This window comes from Pantoea sp. CCBC3-3-1, from assembly GCF_007981265.1.
Classification (GTDB): Bacteria; Pseudomonadota; Gammaproteobacteria; order Enterobacterales; family Enterobacteriaceae; genus Erwinia.
Map to the genome: position 1 here is coordinate 3,702,887 of NZ_CP034363.1, position 12,639 is coordinate 3,715,525.

General features: G+C 50.6%; 14 protein-coding genes. 2 read left to right on the plus strand and 12 right to left on the minus strand.

Annotation, left to right across the window (positions count from 1 at the left end):
- Positions 1-133 precede the first annotated feature (133 nt).
- The 5 genes from EHV07_RS17290 to EHV07_RS17310 form a co-directional block, all read right to left on the minus strand.
- On the minus strand, positions 134-1,957 hold the full coding sequence (locus EHV07_RS17290) for an amylovoran biosynthesis protein AmsF (protein ID WP_147199275.1): 1,824 nt from the start codon (positions 1,955-1,957) through the stop codon (positions 134-136).
- Between the two features lie 52 nt (positions 1,958-2,009).
- On the minus strand, positions 2,010-2,447 hold the full coding sequence (locus tag EHV07_RS17295) for a lysozyme (protein WP_147199278.1): 438 nt from the start codon (positions 2,445-2,447) through the stop codon (positions 2,010-2,012).
- Positions 2,437-2,781, minus strand: a complete 345-nt coding sequence (locus EHV07_RS17300) for a phage holin family protein (protein WP_147199281.1) — start codon at positions 2,779-2,781, stop codon at positions 2,437-2,439. Before EHV07_RS17300 ends, EHV07_RS17295 begins: the two co-directional genes overlap by 11 nt.
- Before the next feature lie 161 nt (positions 2,782-2,942).
- Positions 2,943-3,722 (minus strand): alpha/beta hydrolase, encoded by a 780-nt coding sequence (locus EHV07_RS17305; protein ID WP_147199284.1) that lies wholly within the window; start codon positions 3,720-3,722, stop codon positions 2,943-2,945.
- A 514-nt stretch (positions 3,723-4,236) separates the two neighbouring features.
- A complete protein-coding gene (locus EHV07_RS17310; protein ID WP_147199287.1) occupies positions 4,237-4,611 on the minus strand; it encodes an antiterminator Q family protein in 375 nt (124 codons plus the stop codon).
- 174 nt (positions 4,612-4,785) lie between these two features.
- Here EHV07_RS17310 and EHV07_RS17315 point away from each other — a divergent pair, with 174 nt between their 5' ends.
- Positions 4,786-5,451, plus strand: a complete 666-nt coding sequence (locus tag EHV07_RS17315) for a S24 family peptidase (protein ID WP_254446264.1) — start codon at positions 4,786-4,788, stop codon at positions 5,449-5,451.
- A gap of 84 nt (positions 5,452-5,535) precedes the next feature.
- The gene (locus EHV07_RS17320) at positions 5,536-5,793 is read left to right on the plus strand and encodes a YfhL family 4Fe-4S dicluster ferredoxin (protein ID WP_147199292.1); all 258 of its coding nucleotides are present in this window, start codon (positions 5,536-5,538) and stop codon (positions 5,791-5,793) included.
- 89 nt (positions 5,794-5,882) lie between these two features.
- On the opposite strand, the gene acpS is transcribed toward EHV07_RS17320, so the two are convergent.
- The 7 genes from acpS to lepA form a co-directional block, all read right to left on the minus strand.
- Positions 5,883-6,263 (minus strand): holo-ACP synthase, encoded by a 381-nt coding sequence (gene acpS / locus EHV07_RS17325; RefSeq protein WP_147199294.1) that lies wholly within the window; start codon positions 6,261-6,263, stop codon positions 5,883-5,885.
- Positions 6,263-6,994, minus strand: a complete 732-nt coding sequence (pdxJ, locus tag EHV07_RS17330) for a pyridoxine 5'-phosphate synthase (RefSeq protein WP_147199296.1) — start codon at positions 6,992-6,994, stop codon at positions 6,263-6,265. The genes acpS and pdxJ overlap by 1 nt, the downstream gene beginning before the upstream one ends.
- Positions 6,995-7,068: 74 nt before the next feature.
- Positions 7,069-7,803: a DNA repair protein RecO gene (gene recO, locus EHV07_RS17335; protein ID WP_147200660.1), complete on the minus strand. Its 735-nt coding sequence runs from the start codon at positions 7,801-7,803 to the stop codon at positions 7,069-7,071.
- 5 nt (positions 7,804-7,808) lie between these two features.
- Positions 7,809-8,714, minus strand: coding sequence for a GTPase Era (gene era, locus EHV07_RS17340; RefSeq protein ID WP_147199298.1), 906 nt, complete (start codon positions 8,712-8,714; stop codon positions 7,809-7,811).
- Positions 8,711-9,391 carry a ribonuclease III gene (rnc, locus tag EHV07_RS17345; RefSeq protein ID WP_147199300.1) on the minus strand — a complete coding sequence of 227 codons (681 nt, stop codon included), beginning with the start codon at positions 9,389-9,391 and terminating at the stop codon, positions 8,711-8,713. The genes era and rnc overlap by 4 nt, the downstream gene beginning before the upstream one ends.
- A gap of 131 nt (positions 9,392-9,522) precedes the next feature.
- Positions 9,523-10,476, minus strand: a complete 954-nt coding sequence (gene lepB, locus EHV07_RS17350; RefSeq protein ID WP_147199301.1) for a signal peptidase I — start codon at positions 10,474-10,476, stop codon at positions 9,523-9,525.
- A 25-nt stretch (positions 10,477-10,501) separates the two neighbouring features.
- The gene (lepA, locus tag EHV07_RS17355) at positions 10,502-12,301 is read right to left on the minus strand and encodes a translation elongation factor 4 (RefSeq protein ID WP_147199303.1); all 1,800 of its coding nucleotides are present in this window, start codon (positions 12,299-12,301) and stop codon (positions 10,502-10,504) included.
- Positions 12,302-12,639 lie beyond the last annotated feature (338 nt).

The following is a 12,639-nucleotide window of genomic DNA, read 5'->3' on the forward strand; positions in this document are numbered from 1 at the left end:
TAATACCGCAAAGCAAAGAAGTAAAAATATAAAGCCGATCCAAAGGACTTTAGCGCTCAGTCATTTTCTCCTTTTTTTCCGTTAATAAAATTGGTACGGCTGGATATCCGCTACGGTTTTCCAGATTCAACAATCAGAAATAAGCAAGCTTGCGGTTTACGCCGTTAATTTTAACGGTAATGTAACCGGCAGGTGCCGCTGAAGCAGCCGGAGCATCCGCTACCTCACTGGCTAATGTCACCACACCGCTGTCGAAGCCGATACCTGCCGCGCCATTGTGATAATTCATCACCGTGGAGAGGGTGACGCGGTTTTTAGCATCCAAATCAGTGACTTCTGAGAAGTCGGCGCTGAAAAGTGAGCATTCTCCCGCTTCAAAACGCGTCGGTCCGTTGGATTTGAGGTTTACCACCACGTCGCCACACTGTGCCTTGAGCTTAATCCATGCTTCGCCATACGATCCGTTGCTATTACTGGTGGAGCGGACGAGGCAATCAATGACGCCTGAATCACCTTCATAATGCACGTTGCCTCCCACCGAACTGGCACCGCGATATAAATTGAGATAGGCCTTGCCGCAAACGTTGGTCAGTAGCGGCGCGGCTGCCGGTGAGGTCGCGGTATCGCGCAGCGCTTTGCCATGCATCTCGATATGCCAGTGCTGGTTCGCATTCGGGAAAAAGAATTTGCCGACGCGGAACCATTTATCTTCCGTTGAGGTATTACTGACGCGATAGCCCGAATACCAGCCCGCTTTCATCGAGCCAGTCATTACCGTGCCGTAGTTTTCATCGCGTCGCCAGCCCTGGTCGAAACCGGAAAGCCAGGCGGTGCCGGTTTTGGTCATATCCACGGTGGCACCGCTTTGCAAACTCAGGGCACGGATAAGGGCTTTGGTATAATTCAGCTTTAAAGGATTATCGGAAGATTCAATACTCAGACCATCAATAATCCACTGGCCGTTGCTTAAATCGCCCGGGTATCGCGTGTGCTCAATCCAGACATTACGTATTAAGCCCTGAGTCATGCGCGGCATGTAAAGCGTCGCATCCGCATAGCCAAGCTGGAAGTTTGCGTTAGTGAGTTCTACCGCTGTTGAATGATCCCACTTACCGATCACGGAATCTGACCACTGGATATCAAAAACCCGGGCGTAGGTGGTGTTGGTATAAATCTGGTCGAGTTTTGTATCCAGCGTATCCAACAATTTAAACGCCGAGCCGCCGATGTTTTCGATGCGACAGCAGGTAATATTAACAAACTCCCCTTCAATCACCGTATTTTCAAAAAATGGCTGGGTATTGCTGACCATTGCCGGGGTGATGACATCGGTGTTAGTCGTGACGTCGGCAGTCGCCTGACCATCCCAGAAAATACCGCGGATCGCCGTACGGCGCGCATTGACCTTAAACACCGTTGAAGTGGATTTGTCGGAGACAATAATGGTGCGTGGCGAAACGCCATATTCGCAATCATCACCGTACAGTGAGAAATAGTTGATTTCGTCGTCGCTGGTTAAATCTACCGGGTTAACGATAAACTTCCCGGCCGGGAAACGAATGCCCAAGCCATGTAGCGGATTCTTTTTTACATTGCTGACCGGAGAAGAAAATCCCTGGGCCCATTTAAACATGCTAATGCAGGCAGCCTGGTTTACCGTTCCGTTGTCGGCATCAAAATTGGTGTCGCCGCGTAGACGCTTGCCGCCGAAGTGATAGATGTTAATGGCATTAACGTCATCAATAATGCGCTTCCAGTAATAACCGCCTCCGGTAGCAACAGCGACAGTACCGCTATCATCGTTCGATGAACTGTATGATGCATCAATAAAGCCGACAAAACGCCCGCCGCCCTGGAAAGTGGCGTCGCCGTCGTAATAGCGTTTCAACATCGCGATTTCGCCCGAAGCGGACGGTTTTGTGGTGCGTAATTGTGCAAATGAATTGACTTCAATCATCTTTATTCCTTTCAATTAATAGTTGTATGATCCCGATAGTTTTTTATTACCGTCACGACATAAAAAGCGCATATTCGCGTCGCCTGCGAGGCAGTAAAGCAGCTGAATCTTTTCCCGCCCGCTTCCACATCAGCATGGCTTCGGCAGCCTCTTTATAGTCTGAACGGTTTACTCGTTGTAGTACGGTTGAAGAAATAAAAGCCCTGGCGCCAATATTGAAAACCAAACTGCATAAGGCATCATATTGATTCTGCGTGAGCGTGACCCTGACGTTATTATTAATGGTGCGCTGCACCCAGGCTAAGTCCTGAGTAAGCAATTGATCCGACGTTTCAGCGGTGATGCTCATGCCAGCAGTAACCGGATTATCGCCAACGTTTCCTGTATGCCCCACGCCTATGGTGGGAATACCACGGCTATCGAGATAGGCCGTTAATTTTTGACCCTCCTCGCGTTTAATAAATTCTTTGCCATTACGGCTAAGTTCCATCCATACCTCCTGTTTTACGAGAGATCCACCAGCGTAATTTTTCGCTGATATAATCGTTACCTATATAGCCAATATAAACGGCTAAGACCTGAGCCGCAGCATCAGGGACATTCCAGTGAAGCAGTGCGCCAACAACCTGAAGCGTGGGTGCCGCAAAGAATGCCAGCGCGCTGCATGAAACAGCATCGAGTGCCCGTTTGCTCCAGGGACTTTTTGCACAGGCACTGCGTAAAAGGGAAAACATGCCTGCGATACCGGCATAACCCCATTCAGTTTTATGACTATAGAGCCATAGCATTACGCTGGCCCAGAAACCAGGTTCTTGTGGAAACATGCTTATATTTCTCATCGTGGGATGGGTGATGATTGTTTTTACTGCCGGGTTTACGGCATATTGACTCTGACAAAGGCACTCACCGAATGCCTTTTCGCAGAGGAAATCAAACCAGTGTTACCCCGAAGGTATTGCCCACAACGGAAATGTTATTATTCGTGCTAGAGCCCATCATTTTGAGGTTTCTGACCTGCAATAATATTAGCTATTTTGGCATAATCCTTAATTACCCCACCATGACGACGGCCCGGACAAAAAATAAAATCACATCGCTGTTCGTTACTGATTAAGCGCACAGCAAGATTACGACACCGCAGTTGTGCATCGGCATTGATCATTTCAATTCGTTCTTTCTCTGCTTCATTCGAGTAGGGGGAGACGATTTCTTCATATTCACCAATCATCAGTGCTAAAACATTAATGCTGGCATCAAGTTGCAACTGACCCTGTGGAATAAGAATCCCTTTACCCCACCAGATTGAAGGACTTGCCGCAACGTAATTTTGAAACGTCTGTGGATGATTTAGCGCAACATACAGCGCAAACATTCCGCCATAAGAGTGCCCGCTCAGCGTTTGTTTTTCAGTATCGATATCAAACTCACTGTTTATCCAGGGTATAACGCATTGCGAAATAAACTGATAGAAATTTTCCGCCCCGCCGCCCTGAGCATATTCTTCCCCTTCTGCCGGGATGGTATAGTCTTTAGCGCGTGCCACCAGCGGGTCAACGCCATCCTGATAGCCAATCCCTACATATAAAATGCTGGCGCCGTCAGTTTCATTATTGTTTTGCAACATCACGTCTGACTGGGTATTGGCATCCAGGTAATAGAGTGGCTGAAACAGATCGCTATGTTGTTTATTATAAGAAATAAACAGCCTGTACTTTTGGTCGTTATAGTCAAAATCTTTAGTTTGAGAAATCATCTTACTTTTCATTAATGCCTCACTTTTTGCAGGTTGTGTTTGGGATCCTTTGGATTCCGTATTGTTTTTTAGGCATAAAAAAACCTCGCATTTGCGAGGCTTTTTATCATGCATTTAATTTTAGTGACGAGGCTTACTGTTTATCAATTTTTTATTTCATGCTGCTACATTACGACTTAAAATTCGTTACGAAAAGCACTTTCTCAATTTTTTTCGCAAAATTTTATAGTCTGTTAATCAACTATAAAACGCGCAATAAAAAACGCACGCCATAACTGGTATGGCGTGCGATTAATGAATCACTACGTTGTTGATGCAAATCTCATGCTACTAAGTTACTTGATCAATTTCGTAACGAAAAGCCTTTTTCATATTAAATTTTGAAAATCTTTTTCATCTGTATTTTTATCGAAAATGTACATATGTAATCGCTCTTACAAGCATCTTTCTGCTACCTGAGCAACAAGGAGAGTTATTAATCCCTATAAGGATTTTTTTTCATTATGGAAAGTTCGATGCTGATGCGTTACACCCAGGCATCCATTTCTAATTCGGCATCACTCATAATAATACAGGCGTCAATAAAGGTTTCGGCAATCATTAGCTGGTTTCTGATTTTGCCTTCAGAACATTTCTTTTTGCGGGCAATAGCAGACTTTGAGAGGTTATAAAAATAGTGCAGCATTATCAGCTCAACTTCTTCACTGCGCCCGACTTTATTCAGCTTTGCAATGGCGGAATCTACGATCGTGCCGTCATTATCACAACAGGAAAGTCGGCTTCGCCGCTCGTCGGGTAGCAACCCTTTAAAACCCGCTGCAACTGGAGACCAGTCCAGCTGTGTACCTTCGGCCGCAGCCCAGCCACCCCACCGTTCCAACACTTTTTGTATATCGCGCATTCATTGACCTCCTTTCAGATTGAGTTGGGTATCGCCGTCATGCAATGGCGACATGACATACATTACAAGCTATACTAAAATGCATTATTCATCAATTCAAAAACGCTTTAACAATGCAAAAACGCATTAAAACGAGGCTAATCATACCGGCAGGGTAAAAAAATGATCTTTGACATGGAAATTTTTAACAGTAATATCAAATACTTGATGGAAAGAGATGAGATTAGTAGCGTCACTGAACTGGCAAAAAAAGTGAATTTACAGCAGTCCACGCTGCATCGGCTGCTGACGGGTGAAGTCAAAGATCCTAAGTACACCACGTTGAAAAGCCTGGCCGATTACTTTCACATCTCGACTCTCGACCTGACAGAACACAGTCTGGAAGCGGGACAGAGCCAGGTGTCGATAGAAAACGCAGCGGGTTTTCAGGCGGTGACGTTGCACAAAGTGCCCGTATTAGGAAATACACAACTTGGCCATGGCGGCTACTGGAGCGATATGCAATACCCTGTTGGTAATGGAGATGGTTTTTTGCGCTGGCCCTCGGGCGATCATGAAGTTTATGCGCTAAAGTGCGTGGGTGATTCGATGATGCCACGTATTAAGGAAGGGGAATTTGTTATCGTTGAGCCAAACCAGAGTTTTCATCCGGGCGATGAAGTTCTGGTAGTGACTAACAACGGCGAGGTGATGGTTAAAACGTATCTGTTTAAGCGGGATGGTTTTTATCACCTTTTACCGGTGAACGAAGATCATGCACCGATCCGCATTGCCGTGCAGGACGTGACGAAAATGCAGTATGTTGCCGGGATCGCCAAATCCTCTTTGTGGCATCCGTGAGGATCGGTTGCGGAAAGCGATATTGGGAATAGCAGGCCATTATGGTAAATTACGCCCCTTCTTCTTCTGAGGGTATTTCTCAATATGGCTTTACTGATCACCAAACGCTGTATCAATTGCGATATGTGCGAGCCTGAATGCCCCAACCAGGCCATCTCCATGGGCGATGAGATTTATCAGATTGATGCTAACCGCTGTACAGAGTGCGTGGGCCATTACGATACTCCCACCTGTCAGCAGGTTTGCCCTATCGACAACACCATCGTGACCGACCCGGCGCATATTGAAAGCAATGAGCTGCTGTGGGAAAAGTTTGTCGTTCTGCATCACGCCGTATCCTGAACAGACATGGCCGTGGCGCTGACGGTGAAATGCCTGGCGGGCGAATAGCACAGAACTAAAAGAGCGAAATCGCTTTCGCCCTCTTCACTTCAGCTTTCAATAATCACGGTTGCGCAGGCATAGTGTCGTTCATCCGCCAGCGTGACATGGACGCTTACCACACCCAGCTTCCTGGCCACTTCAGCCGCCTGCTGAAAAAAACGCAGGCCGGGCTTGCCCAACTCATCGTTATAAACTTCAAACTGATTAAAGGCCAGTCCGCCACGGATGCCGGTGCCAAAGGCTTTGGCTGCTGCCTCTTTGACCGCAAAACGTTTGGACAAAAAACGCACCGGCTGCTGATGTTTCTGGTACTGCGACCATTCGTTTTCACTCAGCACACGCTTTGCCAGCCTGTCGCCGGAACGGGAAATCACCCCTTCGATACGGGCGATTTCCACGATGTCGGTGCCAAGACCGAGGATAGCCATTAGCGACGCGCTTCCCGCATAAGGGCTTTCATTTCGCTAACGGCATCCGCCAGGCCGCTCATCACCGCCCGGCCAATAATGGCGTGGCCGATATTGAGCTCGTGCATTTGCGGCAGCGCAGCGATGGGCTGCACATTGTGGTAGGTCAGGCCGTGACCCGCATTCACCTTCAGGCCTTTGCCAGCAGCATAGACGGCAGCATCTTTAATGCGTCTGAATTCGGCATCGCGTGCACGTCCTTCTTCCGCTTCCGCATAGGCACCGGTATGAATTTCGATATAAGGTGCGCCAGATGCCAGCGCGGCATCAATTTGCTGATGGTCGGGATCGATAAACAGGGAAACCTGAATGCCCACTTCTTTCAGACGTGATACGGCTACGGTGATTTTTTCCAGCTGGCCGGCCACGTCCAGCCCGCCTTCCGTCGTGACTTCCTCACGTTTTTCCGGCACCAGGCAGCAAAAATGCGGTTTGATCTCGCAGGCGATATCGATCATCTCATCGGTGACGGCCATCTCAAGATTCATACGGGTCTGAATAGTCTGGCGCAGGATACGCACATCGCGATCGGTGATGTGGCGGCGGTCTTCACGCAGATGAACGGTGATACCATCGGCACCCGCCTGCTCAGAGACAAACGCGGCCTGGACCGGATCGGGATAATGAGTGCCGCGTGCATTACGCACGGTCGCAACGTGGTCGATATTAACGCCTAACAGTAACTCAGCCATGACGGTCCTCAGAATTATGCATCGTCTTTACAGTGTACCTCTTTCCGCGCGTTCACCGGAATGGGCCTGCTCGATTACTCAGCGACTGGCGGCGTATTCGCGCGTTTTTTCGGCACAAACTGGCGAAAAAGTTCCTGACTCTTGAGCGGTTTACCGCCCAGATAAGGCTTCAGGGCCATGCGGGTAAACCGTTTTGCTGCCCGCAGCGTATCGACATCAGGAAAAGTACGTTCTTCCAGCGCACGCAGCTGACGACCGGTAAACGTTTTATGGCCCGTCACCAGGCTGGCAATAAAGCCTTTTTCTTCCCGATAGCTGTAGGTCATTTCATCCGCCACTTCTTCTCCGCTTCCGGCGCAATGCAGAAAATCCACGCCGTAGCCAAGATGGCCAAGCATCGCCAGCTCAAAACGGCGTAACGCGGGTTCAGGCGAGCCTTCGGCGGCTGCCAGTGCCTGAATGCAGTGCAGATAATCAAAGAAGAGTTCAGTAAATGCGGTTTCCTGCTCCAGGACGCGGGCCAATAGTTCGTTAACGTACAGGCCGCAGTAGAGCGTGATACCAGAAAGAGGAAGGGCAAGAGAGATAGGTTCGGCACCGCGCAGGGTTTTCACCTCGCCACGCCCGCCCCAGCGAACCAGCAGCGGCGTGAAGGGTTGCAAAGCGCCTTTCAGGCTGGAGCGCTTGCTGCGGGCGCCTTTAGCCAGCACCCGAATTCGACCGTAGTTTTCAGAAAAGAGATCGAGCAGAAGGCTGGTTTCGCTGTACGGGCGTCCATGCAGGACGAATGCGCGTTGCCAGCCTTCCATCACGATTAGAGGTCGTCTACATAGCCCAGGCTACGCAGAGCACGTTCATCATCTGCCCAGCCGGACTTCACTTTCACCCACAGTTCAAGATGCACTTTTGCTTCGAACATCTCTTCCATGTCTTTACGCGCTTCAATACCGATGGTTTTGATCTTGGCGCCTTTATTGCCAATCACCATTTTCTTCTGGCCTTCACGCTCAACCAGAATCAAACCGTGGATGTCGTAACCGCCGCGTTCGTTCGTCACAAAACGCTCGATTTCAACCGTCACGGAATACGGCAGCTCGGCACCAAGGAAACGCATCAGCTTTTCACGGATCATTTCTGAGGCCATAAAACGCTGTGAGCGATCGGTGATGTAGTCTTCCGGGAAGTGATGTACCGCTTCCGGCAGGCGCTTACGCACGATGCTGGCGATGGTATCAACGTTTTTACCGCTTTCAGCTGAGATCGGCACCACGTCCATAAAGTTCATCTGCTGGCTCAGGAACTGCATATGCGGCAGCAGAACGCTTTTGTCAGTGATGTTATCCACTTTGTTGATCGCTAACAGCACCGGCACTTTGCCGTCTTTCAGCTTGTTCAGCACCATTTCATCGTCAGCGGTCCAGCGCGTGCCGTCCACAACGAAAATTACCAGCTCAACGTCGCCGATAGAGCTGCTGGCTGCACGGTTCATCAGGCGGTTAATTGCCCGCTTTTCTTCCATATGCAGGCCGGGGGTATCCACATAAATGGCCTGGTATTCGCCTTCGGTGTGGATGCCCATAATACGGTGACGCGTAGTTTGCGGCTTACGCGAGGTGATCGAGATCTTCTGCCCCAGAAGCTGGTTCAGCAGTGTGGATTTCCCGACGTTTGGGCGGCCTACGATAGCAATAAAGCCGCAATGGGTGGTTTGTTCGCTCATTCAAGTCCCAGCTTAATCAGCGCCTGTTCGGCCGCTGCCTGCTCAGCTTTACGGCGGCTGGAGCCGGTTCCAACAACCGGATCTGCCATGCCGCTTACCTGGCAGTGGATAGTAAATTCCTGGTCATGCGCTTCGCCACGCACCTGCACCACCAGATAGGAGGGCAGCGGCAAGTGACGACCCTGCAGATACTCCTGCAGACGCGTTTTTGGATCTTTCTGTTTGTCACCTGGGCTGATCTGCTCAAGACGACTGGCGTACCAGTTGAGGATCAGCTGCTCCACTGTCTGGATATCGCTATCCAGGAAAACGCCGCCAATCAGCGCTTCGACAGTATCGGCCAGGATGGACTCACGACGATAACCGCCGCTTTTTAATTCGCCTGGTCCAAGGCGCAGGCATTCACCCAGATCGAACTCGCGGGCCATCTCGGCCAGCGTGTTGCCGCGCACCAGCGTGGCGCGCATCCGGCTCATATCGCCTTCATCCACGCGTGGAAAACGCTGGTAAAGCGCATTAGCAATCACGTAGCTGAGGATAGAATCGCCCAGGAATTCCAATCTTTCGTTGTGTTTACTGCTGGCGCTGCGGTGAGTGAGCGCCTGCTGCAACAGTTCCTGATGGGTAAAAGTGTAGCCCAACTTCCGCTGGAGCCTGTTAATTACGATGGGGTTCATGTGTTACCAATATCTGAATGCGTCAATTATGCTGCACACGGAACAGGGCTGGACGCGCCAACACGAGACTGTTTCGTGTGCAGTGGCCTCCGCAAGGAGACCACCCGTTTAGCCATAGCGTCAGAACGCTATTAATGAATACCGCCAATGCGGCTCAGGCGAACGCCGGTTGGCCATTGCCCTTCCTGCTTTTCAAAGCTCATCCAGATGGCGGTGGCTTTGCCGACCAGATTTTTCTCCGGTACAAAGCCCCAGTAACGACTGTCCGCGCTGTTATCGCGGTTGTCGCCCATCATGAAATACATTCCGTCAGGAACAACCCAGGTAGATTGCGGCTGGCCCGGCTGCTGGTAATAAGAGCTTGCCTGGCTCTGCGCCTGCGTGACCAACAGAATGCGGTGCGTCACGTCACCCAGCGTTTCATTACGGGTTGCCAGACGCAGGCCCCCGCGCAGTGTCTCGCCCTGCGGTTTTTGGTAGAAGCCGTTGCCCGCTTCGTTACCATCAAAACCGCTAAAGGTCTGAATAAAATCGCTCGGCTGCACGTCAGAATAGGTTACTGGCAGCGCCCGATTGCAATTTTCATCGGAAGCACAGGCTGGATTAATCGTTACGGTCTTGCTTTGCGGATCGTAAGTCACCCGATCGCCCGGCAAACCGACAACACGTTTAATATAATCCATGCTCGGATCTTTCGGATATTTAAACACCGCAATATCACCGCGCTGCGGATGGCCGGTTGGGATCAGCGTCGTTTGCGTAATCGGATCTTTGATGCCGTAAGCAAATTTCTCAACCAGGATGAAATCACCAATCAGCAGCGTTGGCATCATCGATCCGGACGGGATCTGGAAAGGCTCGTAGATAAATGAACGCACCACGAACACCAGCAGCAGCACCGGAAATACCGATGCAGCCGTTTCGATCCAGCCTGGCTGCTCTTTTTTATCCGTCGTTCCTGCCTGCGCAGTCGCCTCAGCCCGTTTCGCTTTGCGGGCCGGAGCCCACTTAACTTTATCCACACACCAGATAATGCCGGTAATGAGCGTTGCTATCGCCAGTATCAGGGCGAACATATTAGCCATTCCAGTTCCCTCTTAGCCTAAGGTTTTATTTACTGTCTTTACCGACATGGAGAATGGCAAGGAACGCTTCCTGCGGCAGCTCAACGTTGCCGACCTGCTTCATGCGCTTCTTACCGTCTTTCTGTTTCTGTAACAGTTTTTTCTTACGGCTGACGTCGCCGCCGTAGCATTTCGCCAGGACGTTTTTACGCAGCTGCTTTACGGTGGAACGGGCAATAATGTGATTGCCGATAGCCGCCTGAATCGCGATATCAAACTGCTGACGCGGGATCAGGTCTTTCATCTTCTCAACCAGCTCACGGCCACGGTACGGCGCATTATCGTTGTGGGTGATCAGTGCCAGCGCATCAACGCGCTCGGAGTTAATCAACACATCGACACGCACCATGTTGGAAGCCTGGAAGCGTTTGAAGTTGTAATCCAGTGACGCATAGCCGCGTGAGGTGGATTTCAGACGGTCAAAGAAGTCGAGAACCACTTCCGCCATCGGGATTTCATAGGTCAGCGCCACCTGGTTACCGTGGTAAACCATGTTGGTCTGCACGCCACGTTTCTCGATACACAGGGTAATCACGTTGCCCAAAAACTCCTGCGGCAGCAGCATGTGACACTCGGCAATCGGCTCGCGCAGCTCTTCGATGTTGTTCAGCGGCGGTAGTTTGCCCGGGCTGTCAACGTAGACAACCTGTTTATCTGTCGTCACAACTTCATACACTACGGTCGGTGCGGTAGTGATCAGTTCGAGATCGTACTCACGTTCCAGACGCTCCTGAATGATCTCCATATGCAGCAGACCCAGGAAGCCACAGCGGAAACCGAAGCCCAGCGCGGTGGAGCTTTCTGGCTCATAGAACAGTGAGGCGTCATTCAGGCTCAGCTTGCCCAGCGCGTCGCGGAAGGCTTCATAGTCGTCAGAACTGATTGGGAACAGACCGGCGTAAACCTGCGGCTTCACTTTTTTAAAGCCTGGTAACGCTTTTTCGGCAGGGTTGCGCGCAAGCGTCAGCGTATCCCCTACCGGCGCGCCCAAAATATCTTTGATGGCGCAGACTAACCAGCCTACTTCACCACATTGCAATACGTCGCGATCGACACGTTTCGGCGTGAAAATACCCAGGCGGTCAGCATTGTAGACCTGGCCGGTACTCATCACCTTGATTTTTTCGCCTTTGCGCATCGTACCGTTTTTAATACGTACCAGCGAAACGACGCCCAGGTAGTTATCGAACCAGGAGTCGATGATCAGCGCCTGAAGCGGCCCTTCCGGATCGCCTTCCGGCGGCGGAATATCACGCACTAAACGTTCAAGCACGTCCGGTACGCCCACGCCCGTTTTCGCTGAGCAACGCACAGCATCGGTGGCGTCGATACCCACGATATCTTCGATCTCCTGCGCTACACGATCGGGATCGGCCGCAGGCAGATCGATCTTGTTCAGCACCGGTACCACTTCCAGATCCATTTCCATCGCGGTATAGCAGTTGGCCAGTGTCTGTGCTTCCACACCCTGCCCGGCGTCGACCACCAGCAGTGCACCTTCACAAGCCGCCAGCGAGCGCGAAACTTCATAGGAGAAGTCCACGTGGCCCGGGGTATCGATAAAATTGAGCTGGTAAGTTTCACCGTCCGGCGCGTGATAGTCGAGCGTTACGCTCTGCGCCTTAATGGTAATGCCGCGTTCACGTTCAAGATCCATGGAGTCCAGTACCTGGGCTGCCATTTCACGTTCGGTGAGGCCACCACAAATCTGAATCAAACGGTCAGAGAGCGTTGATTTGCCGTGGTCGATATGAGCGATGACAGAAAAGTTTCTTATATGCTTCATTTATATGAATATTTTCGCTTAAACGTTCGGTTTAGTTCTCGCGGTGGACACAGCTGTTAATACTTACTGCAATGTACCCGCCATCAATGAGCACGCATCTTACACTGTTAGCCCCCGTCACGAAAGAATTCACATACCTGGCCGCCATCAAATTCGCAACCGGGCATGTCCGTCGGACAAAAACGCCATTCACGTTCACTGTGAGACTGAAGAGAGAAAAATCCTTTCTCCGGGGCAATTAAAAGCGACAGATGCTATACGGTAATAAAGCGCTTACGCAGTTTCCGACAGCGATAGTGAGAGTCGGGAGAGGTTTAATAAGGAAACTCACCGTCGTC

What these genes read in the sequence shown, in the direction of transcription:
- EHV07_RS17290 (WP_147199275.1), bottom strand. Translation starts at nt 1,957, where the DNA reads ATGATTGAAGTCAATTCATTTGCACAATTACGCACCACAAAACCGTCC.
- EHV07_RS17295 (WP_147199278.1), bottom strand. Translation starts at nt 2,447, where the DNA reads ATGGAACTTAGCCGTAATGGCAAAGAATTTATTAAACGCGAGGAGGGT.
- EHV07_RS17300 (WP_147199281.1), bottom strand. Translation starts at nt 2,781, where the DNA reads ATGTTTCCACAAGAACCTGGTTTCTGGGCCAGCGTAATGCTATGGCTC.
- EHV07_RS17305 (WP_147199284.1), bottom strand. Translation starts at nt 3,722, where the DNA reads ATGAAAAGTAAGATGATTTCTCAAACTAAAGATTTTGACTATAACGAC.
- EHV07_RS17310 (WP_147199287.1), bottom strand. Translation starts at nt 4,611, where the DNA reads ATGCGCGATATACAAAAAGTGTTGGAACGGTGGGGTGGCTGGGCTGCG.
- EHV07_RS17315 (WP_254446264.1), top strand. Translation starts at nt 4,786, where the DNA reads ATGGAAATTTTTAACAGTAATATCAAATACTTGATGGAAAGAGATGAG.
- EHV07_RS17320 (WP_147199292.1), top strand. Translation starts at nt 5,536, where the DNA reads ATGGCTTTACTGATCACCAAACGCTGTATCAATTGCGATATGTGCGAG.
- acpS (WP_147199294.1), bottom strand. Translation starts at nt 6,263, where the DNA reads ATGGCTATCCTCGGTCTTGGCACCGACATCGTGGAAATCGCCCGTATC.
- pdxJ (WP_147199296.1), bottom strand. Translation starts at nt 6,994, where the DNA reads ATGGCTGAGTTACTGTTAGGCGTTAATATCGACCACGTTGCGACCGTG.
- recO (WP_147200660.1), bottom strand. Translation starts at nt 7,803, where the DNA reads ATGGAAGGCTGGCAACGCGCATTCGTCCTGCATGGACGCCCGTACAGC.
- era (WP_147199298.1), bottom strand. Translation starts at nt 8,714, where the DNA reads ATGAGCGAACAAACCACCCATTGCGGCTTTATTGCTATCGTAGGCCGC.
- rnc (WP_147199300.1), bottom strand. Translation starts at nt 9,391, where the DNA reads ATGAACCCCATCGTAATTAACAGGCTCCAGCGGAAGTTGGGCTACACT.
- lepB (WP_147199301.1), bottom strand. Translation starts at nt 10,476, where the DNA reads ATGGCTAATATGTTCGCCCTGATACTGGCGATAGCAACGCTCATTACC.
- lepA (WP_147199303.1), bottom strand. Translation starts at nt 12,301, where the DNA reads ATGAAGCATATAAGAAACTTTTCTGTCATCGCTCATATCGACCACGGC.